The following is a 20,090-nucleotide window of genomic DNA, read 5'->3' as shown; positions in this document are numbered from 1 at the left end:
TCATCAATAAGCGTTACAAGGAAGTAATAGCTTTCAAAGGAAATACATCTTCCACCTTCCTCAAGACAGAATTGACATCATTGCCGCATTTGGAGCGAAAGTGTGCCGCATGTCGATCTTAGTACAGCAAACCCTGCGGACTTTGGCTCACGATGGGACGTCTGCGTCATCGGTGCTGGTCCGGCGGGCATAGCCGCAGCCACGAGGCTGGCTCAGCGCGGCAAACGGGTCGTCGTTCTTGAAAGTGGCCACGCCGCTCCAACCACGCAGGCGGCGGCCCTTAATTCCATTGAAGCCCCAGCCGCCGGCTATGACGGGGCCCTGAAGGGGCGCCATCGCGGCCTGGGCGGCACCTCCGATCTATGGGGTGGCCGGCTCATTGCCTTGACGCGGCATGATCTCACAACGCGCGACTATGTCGGCGTTCCAGCCTGGCCGATCGCCTATGACGACATCTATCGCTACACCCGCGATGTCGAAATCCTCTTCGACATGCCGGATCGCGATTTTGCACAATTGCCCCAGGGCCGTCCCGAAAGTCTGGTCTCCATCGGGCGGATCGATGGGGTCGAATGCCGGCTGCCCAAGATCGTTCCGTTCCGCAACCGCAATGTCTATCTGCAACTGGCTCCCGAAATTGCCCGCAACCACAATATCACCGTGCTCTCCAATGCAACGGCAGTGGATTTTGACCTGACGCCCGAGGGCAATCGCATAGCCCTGATCCGCGCTACCGGCTTTCATGGCCGCAGCGTCTCCATCGAGGCCGATCAGTGCGTCTTTGCCGCGGGCACGCTGGAAAGCACAAGGCTATTGCTGCTGCTCGCCCGCAGGGCGAATGCCGATGCCAGGTCCACCGGACCGGTCGGCGAACATTTCGTCGATCACCTGGCGGTCAATGTCGGCAGGGTCTTTCGCTTCACCCCCAATATGATTGCCTATCTGATCGGTCATGCGCGCACCGGCGGGCAACGTCATGCCACCCATTTCGAGCTCCTGCCGGCCGCCCAGCGGACCGGCGGCATCGGCTCGGCCTATCTCTGCCTGCGTCTCGATATGAAGGACGAGGACGTCAACGTGGTGCGCGACCACCTGCGCCGCCGGCTCAACAAGTCCGATGCCAGTCTCGGCGCCACCCTGGCCTCCGGCCGCAAGCTCGCTCATGCTGCCGCCTGGCGTCTCGCCCATTTCGATTGGCTCTTGCCACCTTCTGTGGAGATTCACGCCGAAATCCGCACAGAACAACTCCCGGCCGCCACCAGCCGGATCGGCCTCTCCGAAAGCACCGACCCCTTCGGTGTTCCACGGGTCAAGCTCGATTGGCGGATTCTCGACAGCGACGTCAGGACCGCCGATCAGGCACTCGCCATCTACCGGCGGATGTGGGAGGGCCATGATCTACAGAGCGCATGCCAGATCGAGTGGTCCGTGCCCCCTGATGCGCCCCTGCGGGAAAGCGATTTCCACGACGTCTTCCATCCTTCGGGCAGCACGCGCATGGGCTCGAGCCGTGGCGACAGCGTCGTCAACGAGCAATTGCTCTGCCACGCCTTTCCCAATGTCCGGATCCTGTCACCATCGGTCTTCCCCAGTTCCGGCAGCGCCAATCCAATGCTGACCCTGCTCTGCCTGGCGTATCGGATGGCCGACCAGATGTGACGGCACGCCGCCCATCCCTGTCGGTCACACCAGTTACTCAGCAGCGCTGGAAATGGCTTCGATAGTTTCGCCGTCATTGGGTCGGCCGACGCTAGAATAGGTAAATCCAGCCGCCTCGACTTCGCCCGGCCGATAGACATTGCGCAAGTCGACCAGAACGGGGCTGATCATCAAATCCTTGATCCGGGCCAGATCGAGCGAGCGGAACGCGTTCCACTCGGTCACCAGCACAAGGCAATCCGCGCCCTTGGCCGCGTCATAGGCATCCTCGCAATATTCGACATTCTCGAGCACCGCTTTTGCCGCTTCCATGCCTTGGGGATCATAGGCGCGCACGCGGGCGCCCGCATCCACCAGCGTCTGGATGACGGCAATGGAGGGCGCATCGCGCATATCATCGGTATTGGGCTTGAAGGTCAGCCCCAATACACCCACCGTCTTACCGCGGGCCTTGCCTTGCAGGGCTGCAACCACCTTGCGCCCCATGGCCCGCTTGCGCTGGTCATTGATGGCGATTGTGGTTTCGACGAGCCGCAATGGCGTGCCGTAATCCTGCCCAGTCTTGGCCAGCGCCAGCGTATCCTTGGGGAAGCACGAGCCGCCATAACCCGGTCCGGGATGGAGAAACTTGCTGCCGATGCGGTTATCCGCGCCGATCCCCCGGGCCACATCCTGAACATTGGCGCCAGTCTGCTCGCACAGATCGGCGATCTCGTTGATAAAGGTGATCTTCATGGCGAGGAACGCGTTGCCGGCATATTTGGTCAGCTCGGCCGTGCGGCGGCCGGTAAAAATCAGCGGCCCCTGATTGAGATAGAGCGGCCGATAGACCTCCTCCATCACCGGCCGGGCGCGCTCATCCTCCAGCCCCACCACAATGCGGTCGGGACGCTTGAAATCCTCGATCGCCGCGCCTTCCCGCAGGAATTCGGGATTGGAAACCACCACGACATCGGCATCCGGATTGATCTCGCGGATGATGCGCTCCACCTCGTCGCCCGTACCCACGGGCACTGTGGATTTGGTGACCACAACGGTAAAGCCCCGCACCGCCTGCGCGATTTCCCGCGCCGCAGCATAAACATAGCTCAGGTCGGCGTGGCCATCGCCGCGTCGTGAGGGCGTGCCCACCGCGACAAAGACGATATCCGCCTGGGCCACCGCCGAGGGCAAGTCACTGGTGAACTTGAGTCTTCCAGCGCTCGCATTATTGGCGACGAGCGCATCAAGGCCAGGTTCGAAAATCGGGATTTCGCCGCGCTGCAGCGCCGCAATCTTGGCTGTGTTGAGATCGACGCAGACCACGTCATGTCCGAAATCCGCAAAACAAGCCCCGCTGACGAGGCCCACATAGCCGGACCCGATCATTGTTACCCGCATGGTTCAATCTCCTTCGCCGCGAACTGTTATGCCTCGCCGCCAGACGAAGTTGACATTAGCCCAAAACCCCCAGCTGTATAGTGAACTTTTTTGCAATACTTAAGATCGAGACGGTTGCGCCAAGTTCCAATGCTAACAACTGTGACAGAGCATATAAAAACTACAAATACAGCCCAATGATGTAGTAGAACGCCAAGACCACGCCCCACGCCGCCAGCGCCAGGGCAAGGATCATAAGGCCGCGGCGGCTATAGGGTTTCACGCCTCTTCGCGTCTCAGCTTTGTGTCGCGGTATTCTTCGCGCGCTCCGGACCAGACCCTCAGTATGCACATCTAGGTCATGCATCGGACCACTCTCTTTCTCAGCAAGCTGAGATTACAAAAATGTCCATTAGTGACCACAAAAAGGCCAGTAATACACTTTTTTGACGGCTATTTACCATGCAGAGATAGTGCAATACTATTTTCAGCAACAGAAACACCAACATAGGCGTTGTAAACGCCGACTGCCGCGCCGTTCATATTTCAGTCCATAAAAGACCACCGGACGCATGACGTATTATTGTTTGAGAGCGCGATGAAGAAGGTCGTCTTTGTCATCAACTCGCTGACCGGTGGCGGAGCGGAGCGCATCATGACGCGCCTGCTCGGCAATTCGGCCGCAGAAGCCGATGGCGCCGAGTTGCATCTGATCCTGCTTGATGTGGAGCCCGCCGCCTATCCGGTGCCCCCCTCCATCATCGTCCACCAGCTCGATACCAGGGGCTCGCTGGTCGGCGGATTGGTGCCGCTCTGGCGCAAGATCCATGAACTGGCCCCGGACATCTGCGTGAGCTTCCTCACTCGCTCCAATCTGCTGTCCATCCTGATTTGCCGTCTCAAGGGCATCCGCTGCGTCATCAGCGAACGGGTCAATACCACCAGCCACCACCCGCACAATGCGGCCGGCTATATGGCCCGCTTCCTGACCTATATCGGCTATCGCCACGCCAATCGGGTGATCGCGGTGTCCTCCGGCATCGCCAAGGACCTTTCGGAGAATTACGCCGTTCCCACAGCCAATATTTCGGCTATTCCAAACCCGATCGACGGTGAAATGATCCGCAGGAGCGGCGATATCCCGGCCGATCTGCCCTATGCCAGGCCGCTGATCGTCGGCATGGGGCGCCTCGTGCCCAACAAGAATTTCGCCATGCTGATCGAGGCCTTCGGGCTGTTTGGCGCCAAAGGCACGCTACTCATCATGGGAGAAGGCCCCCTGCTTGCGGACCTGCAGAAACAAGCAGGCGAACTTGGCCTGGCCGAGCAGGTGGTCTTTGCCGGCTTCCGCGAAAACCCGTTCAGCATCATCAAATCAGCCGATTGCTACGTGCTGCCTTCAAATGGCGAGGGGTTTCCCAATGGATTGGTCGAGGCCATGTGCCTGGGCACGCCGGTCATCTCCACCAATTGCCATTCCGGCCCCTCGGAAATCCTGGACGACCGCCCCTATTTCCCGGTCGAGGCCGCCACCGAGTGCAAATATGGCCTGCTGGTTCCGACCAATGATGCGGCAAGCCTGGCCGAGGCGATGGGGCTCGCCCTGCAACCCGGCCAGCAACGAGACCGTCGCGCCCTCGCGCTGGAAGGCGCCCGCCGCTACGCGCTCGATGCTACTATCAAGCAATATTGGCAGGCGATCAGGGGCTGAGGGCGGCCATTCTTGCCTGCAACGCCGGCGCTGCATCGCAGTAAACGTCCAGCGTCTGTTGCGCCACTATCGGCCAGCTATAGCTCGACATGACTTCGGACCAGTCATGCGCCGGAACCTCCTGGTGGCCGTAGCGGTCTAGCGACCGGGCAATCTTGTCCGCAAGGTCCTCCACCGACCCCACCATGTGATAGCAGACCGCGGGAAGACCAAGGTCCATATTGGCGGCGATATCGCTGAGCACCACCGGACGGCCCAGGCTCATGGCCTCGAGCGCGGCGATCGGCATGCCCTCGTGGCTGGATGGGAGCGCGAACACGGCCGCATTTCCCAACAATTGCACCAGCGCCTCGCCCTTCTGAAAACCGGTCATAATGACACCCGGCGTCGCGGCGGCCAGTGCCGCGAGTTCTTTGGAATAGGCACTGGCATGATCCACGCCGCCCACCAGCACCAGCTTCAGGTCGGGCCGTTGCAGCCGGGCAAAAGCGCGGATCAGATCATCCTGCCGCTTTTCCGGCACCAGCCGCCCCACATGGACGATATACCCGCCCGCTTTCAGCCCGAACTTGTCCAGCGTCTCCCGGCTGCGCGTCGCTTGCGGCAGGTTGACGGCGTTGGGTATGTAGCTGAAATGGCGGCCAAACCGGTCGCTCAGCGACTGCGCCAGTCCACGAGACACGCAGATGCGGCCATTCGCCATATGTCCCTGGCACCACTCGCCAAACCGGAGTACCGCCTTGGCCATGCCGCCCCATTTTTCTCGGTCATAGTCGCTGCCGTGATGCGTGCAGACCACCCGCAGGCCCATTGCCCGGGCCAGCGGCACCACGATGCTCGGGCCGATGGCATGCACATGCAGCACTTTGGGGCGCACCAACCCCGCCCACAATGTCGCCAGCACGCTATGGGCCGGCGCTTCCAGCGACACATTCCGCGGCGCCCATAGGGCCCGGGTGAAACTGTTCCTGCCGAGCTGGACCGAGCCCTCAGGCGCATAGCGATGCCGCACGACCGTGCAGGTGCGCAGCCCCAGCGCTTCAAATTCCTCTACGAGCGCGCCCACATGCCGCTCGACCCCCCCTTGCGCGCCATTGACCGAACGAAGCCCGATGAACATCACATCCACCGCACCCAGCTCAAAACGCTTCCCGCTTCCCACCGCCGCGCCGCGCTGCGTGGCGTCCCCACCATGCCGCGCCTGCACCCACCGATGTGGGGTCAAAAAAGGCGCCATTACCCTCTCCCTCAATCAAGCAGTGTAAGAGCCTCGAACTCGGCCTGCTGGCGCCGCAACGCAGGCCGAACTTCAAATCAATACTCAAGTCAACCTCAGATGGCAATTCAAATACAGACAATAACTAGCAAACCAAATGGCATACCAGACCGTCGTAAATTGTATATCTACCGCCAAAACCATCAATGCTGGATTCTAGGCTGGAATTTGTACTGCAATATTCAAAATACAATAATGCCCAACGAACAAATGGACAAACTGGTTATTTGAAATCTATGATGATGAAGATGATCAATAAATCCAGTTCATCCGGAGGCACATGTTGGCGAAGCCAATAACGCGACGCGGGGAAAACCAGCACTCACCGCACGATTTTCTGTCTGACCAGCCGCGTTCGGCACATCCCGTCCATCGCAACGCGGTCGGCTGGCGCCTTGAAGCAGTCCGGCAGGTCAGACTATTGATGGGCCAGGGCTATCGACGCTTTGCCGCCCAACACGAGATCGCCACCCAGCTCGGCCGCACTATCGATGAGATGCAGGAATGGGAGCGCAGCCTGCTGCGCTCGCCCGATTACGAGAACGATTTGTTGTGCAGCGAACTGGCGGGTGAGTTTCTCGAGCGGCTGGTGGGTGGTCATTACACCAACATCCCCCAGTACAAATCCTTCGGATCATACAAGGGCGTCTACAATTTCGAGCGCGCCGCCAATATTGCCAAGGCACGTCGCCAGAGCTCCATGACCGAAATCCGCACCGCGCTGAAGGCGTCGTCCCGCCCCTCACTGCTGAAGTAGCGGGCGCCGGCCACCCTCAGTTCTCGCTGGCCCGCGGACCGTTCGAATCTCCTCCGGAGAAGAGGCTGTCATTATTGGGCGTGACAATCGCCGCCGTAACCACGAAGTCACACGCATTGACGGTCTGATAGATCAACTGAATCTGTGCCTGCTGTGCATCGGTACGCGCTGCTTGGCCGGCCAAGCGGATAGCCACTGCCACTTCGCTCTCGACCCTGCAGAAAGGGGTGAACAGCAGATTGGTCAAATCGACGACCAGATCAGCAACCGATTGGTCAAAGTCGATACCCGGAGCACGCTGCAAGACCGACAGATACTGCGCCGTTGCGGCAATGCAAGCGCCGTTGCGGCTGATTTGCTCGTCCCGCTCTATGCGCACCACATCCCTGCAGATGCTGACGACCGCGTCCTGGGTGGAAAATTGTTGCGCTATACTCCCCTGCATTCCGCTCGCGCTCAACAGCGCGACGCCTGCAGCCAACGCCAATACTCTCATCGCATTTGTCCTACTACTAGCCGCAAGAATATTAAATTCCTACTCCTCTAGTTAGTCAAACAAATAATACTTTGTTAAGTATTACGAATTCATCGACTGCAGTGTTAAAACGCCAGAAGCAAGCATTATTTCGCTGAATCTAGTCGAATTCCCACCAGTCAAGAAGTCCACCGCGCGAGCTGCTTTCGATGCGATAACCGGTATCCGCCAGCAGTTTTACATTGGTACTGAGATTATCCAGCACATATTCGCCCGCGCCGGTCTGCACGATCAGCACCACATGCCCTTCCCCTTGCCGGGTCCTGGTATAGCCAATGCGCAGCGCCCCGCTCGGCACGCCTTGCGCGATAAGAGCAGCCCGCTTGGCCAGTACATAGTCCTCGCAATCGCCAGATCGGCCCGTAGCACTCCAGCGATCGAGGCTGCCGTCCGAACGCGGCGCGATGGCCCCGTTTACCCGCCGGTTGACAGTCTGCACCAGTTGGACCAGCCCCTGCGAGGCAGCCACCGTACTCTGCCCATTTGCCTGGCATTGTGCACTATGTTGCAGGCAAAACAACTGCAGCCCCAGTGGTGGCCGCACTCCCGCCGCCTGCGCCGGAGAAGAAAAAGCAAGAACAAACGTCGCAATACATATCTGGAATGTACTATTCCTTAGAAGTTCTACGTGCCGCATTTGTATTGACTCGAGAAAAATTACGAATAACTCTCGCCATCAACCAATTAATAAATTGATAAGATTTGCCGGCGGCGGCACGGTGAGTAAGGATTGGGAGTCCGGCCATGCCCGCTCGACATCTGGATCAGCATACCGCCACCAATCCCTGGACATTAGCAGCGGTCGGCGTCGTCTTGACCATCGTCGGGTTCTGGGGCGTCACCCAGGAAGCGCCCCCGTTCTTCGCCGACGGTTGGGGCGAACGCACCATTATCGCTGCCCTGCAAGCCGACACCATCCGCCCAGCACCCTCCATTCAGTCGCAGCTGGGTTATCTATTCAATTGCCAGGTCGCCCTCACCTCGCTCTCCGGCCGGGCGCAGCCCACGCAGGCACGGCAGCAGACCGCGCAGAGATGCCGCGATGGCGCTGATCGGATTACCAATTCAGCGCCCACATTCTCGGCAGCCTGGCACACGGGCGCGCTTGCCGCCGCCGCCATGCAGGATTGGCCCGGCATGAACTGGCGCCTGCGCCAAGCCTACAATACCGGGCGCAACGAGCAATGGCTGGCCGAACGCCGCATCGATCTGGCCCAATCCAACCTTGACCGGCTCGATCCCGATCTCCTGCCAAGCAATGACCGCGATCTGCTTTTGCTCCTGCTGGTGGATAGCGGCCGGCAATTCCTGGCGCCGCGCTATCATGCCCTGGCCAACCTGCGGGCGCGCATCGATGGGGTGCTGCCCAGCCTTCCGGTCGATGACCGGACCCGTTTCCAGAACATCACGGCACGGCTGGCCGTGCAGCGGTCGCGTAGCAATGGCCGCTGATATCTGGTTCGACGACAACGCCGACGAGCAGGATCGCCCCGCACAACGCGGCTCGCTGTCCGGTTATGTACTGTGCTGGGGCTTGCTGCTCTTTCTCGCCTGGGCACCCGTCCCCATGGGCAGCAACCGCGCAATATTCTGGGCCATGAATACCGTTCTGGTCGGTGCGACGGGCGCCGCATATTTCGGCTGGCTGGGTCAGCGGGGCACCGCCCCTCGCGTCAGTCTGGGTCAACTTGCCCCCCTTCCCGTCCTTTACATGCTGCTCGCCCTCTATCTCATCGCGCAGCTCATCCGCTTTCCGGTACCCGGGCTCGACCCCATCTCGATGGCACCGGGCGCCACGCTATGGATGCTGCTGCGGCTGCTGACCTATGGCATGCTGTTCTTCCTCGTGCTCCAGGCGACGAGAAACCGCGAACGGTTCAACCTCTTCCTCACTGCCATGCTGACCATCGGCACACTGCATGCCGCCGGCGCCCTCATCATGCTGCGCATGGGCGACACACTGCTCGGCTACGAGAAATGGGCCTATCTGGGCTCAGCCACGGGCACTTTCGTCAATAGAAACTCCTTCGCTACCTTCATGGCGCTCAATTGTTGCCTGGGCGCCGCCCTGCTGATCCGGCCCCTGATGGAAAGGCGCGACGAGGATTACCGCTACGATTATTATTGGCTGCGCCTGGCGCTTGCCGGATCGGCCATGATGATCGTCATGGCGGCGCTGGTCGCCAGCCAATCCCGCATGGGCGCGCTGGCGGCGGCCCTGGGCACACTCACCACCATCTTTGTCGCCCTGCTCGCCACCTCCCGGCGCAAACGCACATTCTTCGCCGCGGCCGGCGTGGTCCTGGCGAGCTGCTTCGCCATCGGCTGGCTCTATGGCGAGCAATTGCTGAACCGGATGCTGGATGTGGAGGAGTCCTGGTCCATCCGCGCCGCGCTCTATCACCAGGTGCTGGAGCTGATCGCCCAGCGCCCCTGGACCGGCTTCGGCGGCGGCAGCTTTGAAATCGTATTCCCCACGGTTCACGCGCCGCCCGTAGGAACCGACCGGCTCTGGGACAAGGCACACAATTCTTATCTGACACTATGGTCCGAATTGGGTGTGATTGCCGGAAGCCTCATCCCGCTGCTTCTGGCGGTCATCGGATGGAAACTTTTTGCCGCCTTTCGCCGCAACCGGCGCCTCTGGCTGCCCGCAGCGAGTGGCCTTGGCTGCCTTGTCGCCATAGCAACGCATGCTTTGGTCGATTTCAGCATGGAGATTCAAGCCGTGGCTTTCTGGCTGGTGGCCATTCTGGCAGCGGCGAGCGCCCAATGCTTGCCAAGGTCCACCAATACCTGAGGCCATTCCGAACAAATACGGAACAAACCATGACCTTAATAAGATTCACTATATTTCCAAATTATGCATCGAACGCGACCGCACAAAAACTGCAGGGAACAAACAAGAACTTTAAAGAAACAATTGATGAAAATCGAACGACTCCACAAGACTCAACACTCTATCTAGTGGACTGAATAATTTTACTTAAGTACTTCAAATGACTACATAGGGGAAATTGCAGGTGAAGCAAAATCCAGTTGACGAAGAATCTACGACTCTTGCTTCCCAGTCCGTCGATTTGTCGGCAATTTGGATACTATCCAAAAGCGGAAAATCCGACATAGCCAATTGTCTTTCTACAAGTGTATAGTGAATTATCCATGCTCTGTTTTACAAGTTGCATGGTTCTTTAACGCGTTCAGTACATTGAATATTTCCGGTGGTACATGCACGAGCAAGAATTCGGCCTTCGCAATATATTGGGCACCATTCGGCGGCAATTGGGTCTAATCCTTGCAATCCTGATACTGGTACTGGGAGTCTCAGCGCTCCTGATCATCTCGCTCACGCCGATGTACCGCGCCACCACATTGGTTCTTGTCGACCCAAGCGAGAAAAACCTGCTGAATCCGACCAATTCCAGCTCGAGTTCGGCCTCCGACAATGCGCGGGTTGAGAGCGAGGTCTCCATTGCCAAATCCGAAAAAACCGTGGAACTGGTCCTTGATGCGCTTCGGTTGACGGACGATCCATCATTCCAGCCACAGCCTGGTCTTCGCGAGCGTGTTGCCACCCTGCTGCGTATTGCTCCGCCCGAGACATACACAGCGGAGGAGTTGCGCCAGGTCGCTATCGGCAAATTGCAGGACGCCATCACTGTTGAGCGCCAGGGGACGACTTATCTGATTACTATCTCCGCCTACGCCAATGCCCCGGCCAAAGCGGCCAATATCGCCAATATGATGGCGGAGAAGTATATCCAGTCCCAGCTGCAGTCCAAGATTAACGGCGTACTGTCGGGTCGCAACGTCATGGAGCAGCGCGTTACCGAAACGCGGACGGGCCTGGTTGCCGCCGAACGGTCGTTCAATGATTTCATCATTTCCAGCGCCCGCACCATCGCCGAACAATCCGGACGCACCGATATCGACCAGATGCGCATCGAGCTGGAAAAGATCGTCAGCGATCGCGAGGCTGCGTCCACCACCCTGGCGCTGGCCGAAACTGGCCTGTCCCAGAGCAATTGGGCCCAGGTTGCTGATACGCTCAACACCCAGACATTGCGCGATCTGCAGCAACGCGAGCGGCAAATCCAGGAGGAATTGGCTGGCGTCGTCGACGGCTCGGAACAGGCCGATGCCCTGCGCGTCGAATTGGTTGGCGTGCTGGACAATTTCCGCACCCAGGCCAACGCCCAGCTTGAACAGCTACGCCAGGAAATCGCTGCCAACCGGGCGGTCGAAACCGACCTGCAATTGCAGCTTCGCTCCAATATCCTCACCAGCAACCTGCCGCCCGAAGTCCTGGCGACCATGTATGAGTTGCAGCAAAACGCTGAAATTGCCCGCACCCAATATCAGCAGATGCTTGTACGTCTGCGTGATATCGAGGCACAGGCCTATCTTCAGCTGGCCGATAGCCGCATCGTTTCCGAAGCGACTCCCCCATCCGGCGCTGCCTTTCCCAATACGCGCTTCCTCGCCATGGTTGCCGGCATTCTCGGCCTGATGCTGGGCCTCGCGGCCGCTTTCCTGCGGGAGCAATTCATTGGCGGCATCGTCAGCACCGATCAGCTTGAGGGTATTGTCGGCCCCACCCTGGTCACCAGCCTGCCCAATCAAAAACGCCTTGGCCGGAGCCAGGACGGAAAACCGGTCAAGAGCCTGACCGAGCTGATAGCGGCCCAGCCCTATTCCCGCTTCGCCGAAGCGGTGCGCCGCCTCATGATCAGCACCGATCAGGCGCTGCGCCGCGTACGCGGTGATGATCTGTCCGATGCCGCGTCGATCATCATGGTCACCTCCGCCAATGCGGGCGAAGGCAAGACGACGGCGGCCGTATCACTGGCGCGCTCCTATGCCATTTCGGGTCAATCGACGATCCTGATCGATGCCGACCTGCGCCGGCCCGCCGTACACAAGGAGCTTGGCCTTGAACCCTCCGACGCGCTCGCTGATTATCTCGCGTCAGCCGGCACCCCGGGAGACGACATCGCCCCGCTCATGCTCACCGATGGGTTGAGCAAGGCCAAATTCATCATCGGCAGCAATATCCGCGGCGCGGCGGCCGGCCAGGTAGTGTCCGGCGAACGTTTCGCCAAGCTGCTCAACTCTGCCTCTCGCCTGTTCGACGTCGTCATCGTCGATACCCCCCCGGTTGGCGCGCTGGTGGATGCGCTCTACCTGGCCCAGCATGTCGACGTCATCGTCAACGTCGTGCGCTTCGGCATCACCTCCCAGAAGGAGGTGCGCGCCACGCTGCGCGAATTGGTGGAAGCCAAGCAGGACAATGCCGAAGTCGTCGCCCTGCTCAATGCCGAACCCCAATCCCAGGCGGAAACCCGCCGGCGCTTCGGCAGCTATTACGTCCAGGCCTAGCGCGCGAGCGAAGGGGGAAAGCCATGTCTGATGACTCCCCCGGGCTGCCCCTATCCCTCCTGCTGGCAGGAACGGGCATCTGGCTGGTCCTGGTCTGGGCCTTGCTGCCACGCCTGCGCGGCCCCGCCGGGCTGCTGTTCATGGTGCTTTCGGCCCGCTATCTGGTGACCTTCTACCACGACTATTCGACCCGCTCGCTCTTTGCCGGACAGAGCCTGAACTCCTTCATCACCCTGGGCATCACGGCAGTCTGCCTGTATTATTCCCGCCACGACCTCATCCGCTATCGCGCGGTCCTGCCGGTCTATGGGATGGTCGCCGCCCTGCTGGTCAGTGGCCTGCTGAACATGGAATTCGCCGGCACCATCAACGCACTGATCCGGCAATTCCTGTTCCTGGGCCTGATGATCCTGGTCGCCACCGCCATCGATGCAGAACCCAATGACGGCAGCGTCAGCCGCCTCATGCTGGCCGCCTTCGTCGTTCCCCTCTGCTACCAGTTGATGTCGATCGTGTTCCGCCTGGGCAAGGCCTCCGAAAGTGACGGCTCGATCAGCTACATGGGCGGTTACGTCCATGAGGGCGTGTTCTCCATCATGCTGCTGACTGCCCTTGTCGTCATCGCCCTGTCGGGCGGACTCACCTGGAAGCGGCGCACCGTCTATATGGCACTCATCTTCACCGCACTGTTCTTTGCCAACTACCGCACTTCGGTGATTGCGGCAGCCCCGATCCTGCTCATGCACGTCATCTTTGGCAGCGCCAATACCGCCCGGGCCGGTCTCGCCAATTACGTGCGGGCCGGCGCCTTCATGCTTGCGGTCATCTTCGGCGCGCTGATGGCCGTTCTGCTGTCCCAGCGCATGGCCGATCTGGGCACTTTGCTCACCTCCGGCGGCGGCCTCATCAAACCCCCTTCGGAGTTTGGCGTCGAGGACCGCGGCCTCCTGTCAGGCCGCATCCTGATCTGGAGCGACTATATCTACACCACGCTGCGCTCGGACGTGTCCCATCTGATCATCGGCTTCGGCCCGGATTCCTGGCAACGGGTTTTCTCGCTCTATGCCCACAACGTCTATATCTCGTACATTTACGAGATCGGTTTCGTCGGCACCGCGCTTTACCTCTACATGCTGGGCCATTTCCTGTGGCTGGCCCTTGCCGCCCGTTCGGACAAGCGCTGGCACCTGGTGGGCGCACATCTTTGCTACGGTGTGCTGTGTCTGGGCACCATGCCGACCTTCTCTATCGAAGGTGTGCTATTCTACGCCGTCATCTGCGGCTACACGCTTTATTACTATCTGGCCGAGCGCGTGAAATCCAAGCACATCATGCCGCGCAACAATCTGCAGCCCACCCGCCTCGCCCGCGCCCGCTCGCTGCGCCGCCCCCGTGATTTGGGCGGCGGTCCGGGGCCCGCTGCGCCCACCAATACGCGCAAACGCACGCCGGTGCGTTAGGGACGCCCATCCTAACGTCCGCGCAGCAACGCCCGCGACTTGTGCACCCCACGCGCCACCGCCGAGCCAACCGGATTGGACAAGGCCCGCAACATGAAGAACCGCAGCGGATCGCTATCCGCGTCGAAATCCGCCCAGCTATGGGGCTTTAGCCCCTCGGTTCTGGCGCTGACCATCGCGTAGTTGAAAATTTCCCGGTTCTTCAATTGCCGCAGCAATCCAGCAACCTCCGGCGGTTCGCCGGCCATGATCTGGTCCACACTGTGCACGATGCAGGGCACTGTATTGGCATAGCCCTTCTTGGTCGTCATGTTGACCGCATCGCGATAGTAATTGGCCGTAACGGTGCCCGTATAGACGGCATGCCCCAGATGGGCGACGCGCAGCCAGGTGTCCTTGTCCCCCCCGCGCCGGCAGCGTCCTTCAGGAAACAACCCGGCCTCCAGCAACGCTGTCCGCCGGCAAGCCGTGGCCGAGGTCCATATCGGGGACGCGTTCAACCTCACCCAATGTTGCAGCAGCGTGCCAAAATCCATCTCCACCGCACGACCCGCAAAATGGCGGGTAAAGGGATCAGTCTCGTGCCGGTCGCCCGGATAGATGTCTTCATAGCCGGAAAATAGCGTCACCACCCGGCCCGGTTCTGTCGTCGTCCCCAATGCCGTAGCCAGCGACGCCAGGTGATCGGCGCGCCACTCGTCATCCGCGTCAAGAAACGCAATCCATTCGCCACGCGCCATCTCAATGGCCCGATTGCGCGCGGCATAGCCGCCCGGACCGGGCGCCCCACGCTGCTCATGCCGGATCAAGGTGTTGGACTGTGCCTTGACCCATTCGTAGCCACCATCGCTCGAGCCATCATCGACCACGATGATCTCCAATGGCGCAAGACTCTGCCTCAATGCGGAAGATAGCGCACGCTCGATATGCGGACCTTTATTGTAAAGCGGCACGACAACCGAAAAAGTAGTCACCACCTGCCCCACGCGTAACTGAACTGAGCCCAGTATTGCTTGAAATCCTCGCCAGAGGAAGCGCCGGCGCGGCAATACGCGGTCAGGACATCCCGCCCAGCAGCCCCTGCTCCACCGGCAGAGCATTGACGAAATCGGGATGGCTGCCCGGCGGAAAAATCCAGCATCCAAATTCCAGAATTAAACGGTTAAATTCTCATCTGAATTTGCTCAACATACAAAACAGACGCAGAAACTAATGTGACAATTCTGGTGTAGATGATCAAAAGACAATTTCATTATCGAAACCAACTTGTGTGTTGACTAATCAATCGTCTACATAAATCCTCAAGAAACAAACAGCGTTAAAGTTGCGTAGATTTATGCCTCTGAAATAGGAATACTTGCATGAGTTCTGCAGCAAAAATCGCTTTCGTTACAGCGCTTTGCATGTCCGTTGGCACACAATGGAGCGTCGCGCAGGAGGCAGCTCCGCAGGCCGCGCCCGAAATTCCGGCGGTGACCTCCTTCGATGCCTTGCTGCAATCGGCCGTGCAGGATCTTGAGACCAGCGCTGGGGACTCCGGGGCCATGGCCAGCATGGCGCTGGCGCGGGTGGCCTTTGCCTCTACCGATCCTGCCATCCAGGTCACCGGAATTCCCCTGGCCGAAAAGGCCGCCGAGCTCGGCGCCGTCGAGGCAAACCTGCTGCTCGGCGATGTCTATCGTCGCGGCGGCTTTGGCGCTGCCCCCGACCTGGTCCGCGCCAAAGGCTATCTTGAGGCCGCCTTCGAGGACGGCTCGCTCCAGGCGGCAGTTGCCCTGGGTACACTTTATTTCGACAGCGACTTCACCGCCGAAGGCCGCAAGCGCGGCCTCGAACTGCTGACCGCCGCTGCCGACGAAGGCAGCATTGAAGCGGCTAACGCACTGGCCAATGTCTATCTTTACGGCAAGGGCGTGCCCATCGATACCAATAAGGCCCTGCATTATTTCGGCGTTGGCCTCGTCTCCAATAGCAATAATTCAATCGTCGCCCTGGGCGACGTGCTGCGCGGCGGCGCGGCCAATCTGCAGCCCAATCCCGACGTCGCCATGGAGTTCTTTCAACACGCCGCCAGGCAGGGCGATCTCGGTGCCGGCCGCCGCATTGCGGACATGCATCTGCGCGGCGAGGCCGTGACGCAAAGCGTTCCCCTGGCCATCACCATGCTGACTGACCTGGCCAAAAAAGGCGACACCAATTCCTATATAGCCCTGGGCGATATCTTCGCGCGGGGAGAGTTCGTCGCCACCGACGGCGCCCGCGCGATCGAATATTTCAAAAGCGCCGAGGCCTTGGGCAACACCACCGGCATGATCCGGCTCGCCGAGCTTTACATCAATGGCCTGCCCGGCACGCCTGTCGATATCGGCCAGGCCATCGACCTCTATACCCAGGCCGCCGAACTGGGAAATACCTCAGCCAAGCGCGCTTTGGGCCGGGCTTTCCTCACCGGACAATTCGGCACTACCGACCCACGACGCGCCATTGCCTTGCTCGAAGATGCGGCGCGCCTGGGCGATGGTCAGGCAGCCAAGGACCTGGCTGTACTTTACGCCAGCAACGAGCCCTTCCCTGCCAATTATGGCGAGGTCAAAACCTATCTCGATCTGGCACTGGCCGTCGGCAATACCGGCGCGGCGCTCGACATCGCCGCTGCCATCGCCACCGGCCCGCTGGCCCGCACCCATCGCGAGGATGCGCGGCTGTTGCTGACCGGGGCAATGGACGGCGGCGTGCCCGGCGCCGCCGCCACATTGGCGCGTCTGCAGCTCGATGGCGCCTTTCCCGCTCAAGGTGTAGGCGGCGTCATCAGCATGCTCAACAATGCCGCCAAGGCCGGCGATATCGACTCCGCCCGCTTCCTCATCGGCCTTTACCGCGATGGTTACGGCCTGCTGCTGCCGCCCGACCCTGCCGCTGCCAGCGATTTCCTCAATTCGGTCGCCGCCAGCATCGGCCCCGAGGCCACCACTGTTGAGCGCATCCATCTCGAAGCCCTCAGAAGCGAGGATGCCGACACCCTCGCCAGTGTCGGCGAGCAGATTTCCACCCTGTCCAAAGCCAGCGCCATCCAGGTGCTCGATATCCTGCGCCGCAAGAATGCGCGGGCCTATGTCTATGTCCTGCAAAAGGGCCTTTCGAGCCGCGGCCAATATAGCGGCCCACTCTCCGGCACGCTCGATGCCACCACGATCCGGGCATTCAACGCCGTCTGTTCCGCGCTGAGTGCCGAACGTGCCTGTGCCCCCGGCCCCCTGACGCGCGGCGCGTTGCTGACCCTGGGTAATTACGTCCTGCAACCCGCGACCTGATGTCGGGGCGGTCTCCGTCCCATGCCAGTGCTTGCCTGCAACCAGAAGGATTTCGAACAATGACACGCATTTCGCCGCTCTATGCCGCCGCTGTCGCCTTTGGCCTCGGCCTCTTTACCGCTCCCGCTGTCATGGCCCAGGCCTCGGCCTGCGCCAATCCCGGCACCTATGCCTTCAGCAGCATCACTCTGGGCAGTACCGAGTTCCTGCCCAGCGTCGCCAAGCAGTTCGCCGCTGCTGGCCTTATGGCGCAGCGCGGCAATTGCACGGTCAGGGTGATTTGCCCCCGAGCGGACGAAACCGAGGCCGGCGAGGCGCAAGCCGCCCTCACCTGCCGCGCCATTCAGGGCATCGTCATCCGAGGCGGGAGCGCCGCCAGCTTCAATCGCGAGGACGTCAAGAACAATCGCCCCCGGCCCGGCAACGGCATGAGCGCGGGCAGCGCCTACATTGTCTTGCAGTGAAACTGGCCGGCGCGGCTAGGACCACATATCCGGAGCAATCCCAATGAACCTGACGCGCCGGCATTTTCTTGCTGCCGCCACTGGCATTCTCGCCAGTCACGCCGGCGGCCATGCACTCGCAGCCAGCAATGTCGCCTACGTCGCCCCGGGCGGAGAAGGCGACGGCACCTCGTGGGAGGATGCGGCAAGCATCACCGCCCTGCCCCAGCTCATCAAGATGGTCGGCCCTGGTGGCCTCATCGCCTTGCTCGCCGAAGGGCAATATGAAGTCGCCGAACCCATCGAGATCTCCGGTGCCAATGGCGCCGAGATCACGATCTTCGGCTCCAGCAGAAATCTCGGGCCGCGCACCGCCCGCATCGTCGGTACGCGCCGCGCCTGGACCTCGGGCAAGGTCAATGCCGCCCAATTTGGCGGCAATACCCTGTTCACCCTCGGACAGAACGGCTCCAACCTGCGCCTGGCCAATCTCGACATCCGCAATGTCGGATGCGTGCTGGACATGAGCGGCCGTCGTGCCCGCAATATCGTCATCGAGAATGTCGCCTTCACCAATATCCGTGACGGCATCTACACCGATGACGGCTCGGCAATCAGCAATGTCACGATCCGCAATTTCAGCGGTCGCGGCTTCTCCAAAAAGGCCATCCGCTTCCACGGCCGCTGCTCGAACTGGTCTATCGAAAACTGCGAACTCGATAGCGGCCAGCAATATGGCGATAATTTCGCCGTCGGCATCGAGTGCCACGATAGTGCCAATGGCTTGCGCATCATCGGCGGCTTCACCGCCAATTGCCTCGACCAGCGCAGCGACGAGGACAAATACTGGAACGGCGATGGCGTTGCCAGCGAGCGCGGCAATTCCAACATCCTCATCCAGAACCATCGCTCCCACGGCAATTCCGATGGCGGTTACGATCTCAAGTCCGAAGGCACGCGCCTCGTCAATTGCGTCTCGCAGGACAACAAGCGCAATTTCCGTATCTGGGGCGGCAGCGGCCGCAATCCCATCGAACTGCAGGGCTGCTCCAGCATCGCCCCCCGCGATCGCGGCGGCGTTGGCTCGTCCCACCACATGTGGCTGAGCGGCGCCGAAGGCGACAATCGCAGCGCCGCCAGCGTGGTCTGGCGCAATGGCGTGCTGTCAGGTGGCAGCGCCGATGTCGCCATCTATGCCGAAGGCGGCAATGTCGCCGTCCATCTGGTCGATACTGACACCTCCCGCCTGCCAAGGTCGATGAAACTGTTCTCGGCCAGTGCCGACAGCTCCAAAATTCTCGTCGGCTCGGCGGCCGGCAATGGTGCGGATCTGGTGCTGACGGAAAGCCCGATCATCGCGATTGCGGGAGCGCACCTGACAATCCCCCTCAAGGCCGACGGCGATGTGTCCTGGCGGCTTGCCGAACAGGAAGGGGATCTCGGGCTCGACCTCGATGGCGCGACCCTCACCCTGGACGTACCGGATGGCAGCACGGGCGGGCTGGTCCTGCTACAGGCGCGCGACAGCCGCGGCGTTGCGCTTGAGAAAGAGCTAGCGGTCCAGGTCAGGGAAAATCCACTGGGTGCCGGAGCCGTGCTGGCGCTGGCTTTTGCCCCCGCGGCAACGGCGAATGCCGTTACCGATGCCGTGGGGTTGAACCAGCCCGTGCTGAGCGGAAAAGCCAGTTTTCGCGACGGCGGCCTGAGGTTTTCCGGCAACGACGTCTATGTGGAAATTCCCAGTTCCGCCAATTTCCACCTTGATGGCTCCTTCGTCATCCACCTTCGGTTCAGTCTCGATGCCAGCAACCAGGCCGACGAAATCGACATCATGAGCAATTGGCAGCTTTCATCCAACAAGCGCGCATTCGTGTTCCGTGTGGATCGCGAAAAAAGACTCAACTTTGCCTGGTCTACGGATGGCCGCGCTCGCGACGGCAATTTTATTAGGGGAGCGCAACTCGCCTACGAGCGCATCTATGATGTGATCGCCAGCAAGGCAGACGATGGCCATATCGAGCTGATCATTGATGGCGTGCTGGCTGGCCGCTCATCGGAGCCGGTAGAGGCGCTTCACGCCAGCCCTGTCCCCTTGCGGGTCTCAGGTCGCGCTAACGGAGACGCTACTGGAATTGGCACGCTCTACGCCCTCGAAATCTACAAGGGCCGCAGCGACCTGCCGCCCCCAACCTCGTGAGGT

Annotated in this window: 15 protein-coding genes; 10 read left to right on the top strand and 5 right to left on the bottom strand. The window is 60.5% G+C overall.

Annotated elements, in window-relative coordinates; all coding sequences use genetic code 11:
* The first annotated feature begins 102 nt into the window (after positions 1 to 102).
* A complete protein-coding gene (locus FF80_RS16255) occupies positions 103 to 1,659 on the top strand; it encodes an FAD-dependent oxidoreductase (protein ID WP_035102498.1) in 1,557 nt (518 codons plus the stop codon).
* Positions 1,660 to 1,692: 33 nt separating this feature from the next.
* Here FF80_RS16255 and FF80_RS16250 read toward each other — a convergent pair whose 3' ends face one another.
* Positions 1,693 to 3,039 (bottom strand): UDP-glucose/GDP-mannose dehydrogenase family protein, encoded by a 1,347-nt coding sequence (locus FF80_RS16250; protein ID WP_035102497.1) that lies wholly within the window; start codon positions 3,037 to 3,039, stop codon positions 1,693 to 1,695.
* A 577-nt stretch (positions 3,040 to 3,616) separates the two neighbouring features.
* Here FF80_RS16250 and FF80_RS16240 point away from each other — a divergent pair.
* Positions 3,617 to 4,729 (top strand): glycosyltransferase, encoded by a 1,113-nt coding sequence (locus FF80_RS16240; RefSeq protein WP_052153671.1) that lies wholly within the window; start codon positions 3,617 to 3,619, stop codon positions 4,727 to 4,729.
* Here the strand turns inward: FF80_RS16240 and FF80_RS16235 are convergent.
* On the bottom strand, positions 4,719 to 5,966 hold the full coding sequence (locus FF80_RS16235) for a glycosyltransferase family 4 protein (RefSeq protein ID WP_052153670.1): 1,248 nt from the start codon (positions 5,964 to 5,966) through the stop codon (positions 4,719 to 4,721). The two genes, FF80_RS16240 and FF80_RS16235, sit on opposite strands and share 11 nt — an antisense overlap.
* Positions 5,967 to 6,288: 322 nt before the next feature.
* Here FF80_RS16235 and FF80_RS16230 point away from each other — a divergent pair, with 322 nt between their 5' ends.
* A complete protein-coding gene (locus FF80_RS16230; RefSeq protein WP_160172847.1) occupies positions 6,289 to 6,762 on the top strand; it encodes a hypothetical protein in 474 nt (157 codons plus the stop codon).
* A gap of 16 nt (positions 6,763 to 6,778) precedes the next feature.
* Here FF80_RS16230 and FF80_RS16225 read toward each other — a convergent pair whose 3' ends face one another.
* Together FF80_RS16225 and FF80_RS16220 are read right to left on the bottom strand one after the other, a co-directional pair.
* The gene (locus tag FF80_RS16225; RefSeq protein WP_035102492.1) at positions 6,779 to 7,258 is read right to left on the bottom strand and encodes a hypothetical protein; all 480 of its coding nucleotides are present in this window, start codon (positions 7,256 to 7,258) and stop codon (positions 6,779 to 6,781) included.
* 139 nt (positions 7,259 to 7,397) lie between these two features.
* Complete coding sequence (locus tag FF80_RS16220; protein WP_081917502.1) at positions 7,398 to 7,934, bottom strand: transglutaminase-like cysteine peptidase; 537 nt, start codon at positions 7,932 to 7,934, stop codon at positions 7,398 to 7,400.
* Positions 7,935 to 8,041: 107 nt separating this feature from the next.
* Here FF80_RS16220 and FF80_RS21960 point away from each other — a divergent pair, with 107 nt between their 5' ends.
* The 4 genes from FF80_RS21960 (at position 8,042) to FF80_RS16200 (ending at position 14,136) form a co-directional block, all read left to right on the top strand.
* Positions 8,042 to 8,749, top strand: coding sequence for a hypothetical protein (locus FF80_RS21960; protein WP_035102491.1), 708 nt, complete (start codon positions 8,042 to 8,044; stop codon positions 8,747 to 8,749).
* On the top strand, positions 8,739 to 10,097 hold the full coding sequence (locus FF80_RS16210) for an O-antigen ligase family protein (protein ID WP_035102490.1): 1,359 nt from the start codon (positions 8,739 to 8,741) through the stop codon (positions 10,095 to 10,097). The genes FF80_RS21960 and FF80_RS16210 overlap by 11 nt, the downstream gene beginning before the upstream one ends.
* Before the next feature lie 428 nt (positions 10,098 to 10,525).
* The gene (locus tag FF80_RS21115) at positions 10,526 to 12,676 is read left to right on the top strand and encodes a Wzz/FepE/Etk N-terminal domain-containing protein (RefSeq protein WP_052153668.1); all 2,151 of its coding nucleotides are present in this window, start codon (positions 10,526 to 10,528) and stop codon (positions 12,674 to 12,676) included.
* Between the two features lie 23 nt (positions 12,677 to 12,699).
* Positions 12,700 to 14,136: an O-antigen ligase family protein gene (locus FF80_RS16200; RefSeq protein WP_035102488.1), complete on the top strand. Its 1,437-nt coding sequence runs from the start codon at positions 12,700 to 12,702 to the stop codon at positions 14,134 to 14,136.
* 11 nt (positions 14,137 to 14,147) lie between these two features.
* Here the strand turns inward: FF80_RS16200 and FF80_RS16195 are convergent, their stop codons facing one another.
* Positions 14,148 to 15,110: a glycosyltransferase family A protein gene (locus tag FF80_RS16195; RefSeq protein WP_160172845.1), complete on the bottom strand. Its 963-nt coding sequence runs from the start codon at positions 15,108 to 15,110 to the stop codon at positions 14,148 to 14,150.
* Positions 15,111 to 15,497: 387 nt separating this feature from the next.
* Between FF80_RS16195 and FF80_RS16190 the strand changes: the two genes are divergently transcribed.
* Genes FF80_RS16190 through FF80_RS16180 form a run of 3 tightly spaced genes read left to right on the top strand, consistent with a single transcriptional unit; the run spans position 15,498 to position 20,087 of the window.
* Complete coding sequence (locus FF80_RS16190; protein WP_081917499.1) at positions 15,498 to 17,447, top strand: SEL1-like repeat protein; 1,950 nt, start codon at positions 15,498 to 15,500, stop codon at positions 17,445 to 17,447.
* Positions 17,448 to 17,506: 59 nt separating this feature from the next.
* Entirely contained in the window at positions 17,507 to 17,911 is a 405-nt protein-coding gene (locus FF80_RS16185; RefSeq protein ID WP_035102485.1) for a hypothetical protein, read from the top strand.
* 43 nt (positions 17,912 to 17,954) lie between these two features.
* Positions 17,955 to 20,087, top strand: coding sequence for a LamG-like jellyroll fold domain-containing protein (locus FF80_RS16180; RefSeq protein WP_035102484.1), 2,133 nt, complete (start codon positions 17,955 to 17,957; stop codon positions 20,085 to 20,087).
* Positions 20,088 to 20,090: the final 3 nt, after the last annotated feature.

The organism is Devosia sp. LC5 (assembly GCF_000735585.1).
In the GTDB taxonomy this organism is placed as follows: Bacteria; Pseudomonadota; Alphaproteobacteria; order Rhizobiales; family Devosiaceae; genus Devosia.
This window is presented reverse-complemented; position numbering and strand designations above follow the sequence as displayed.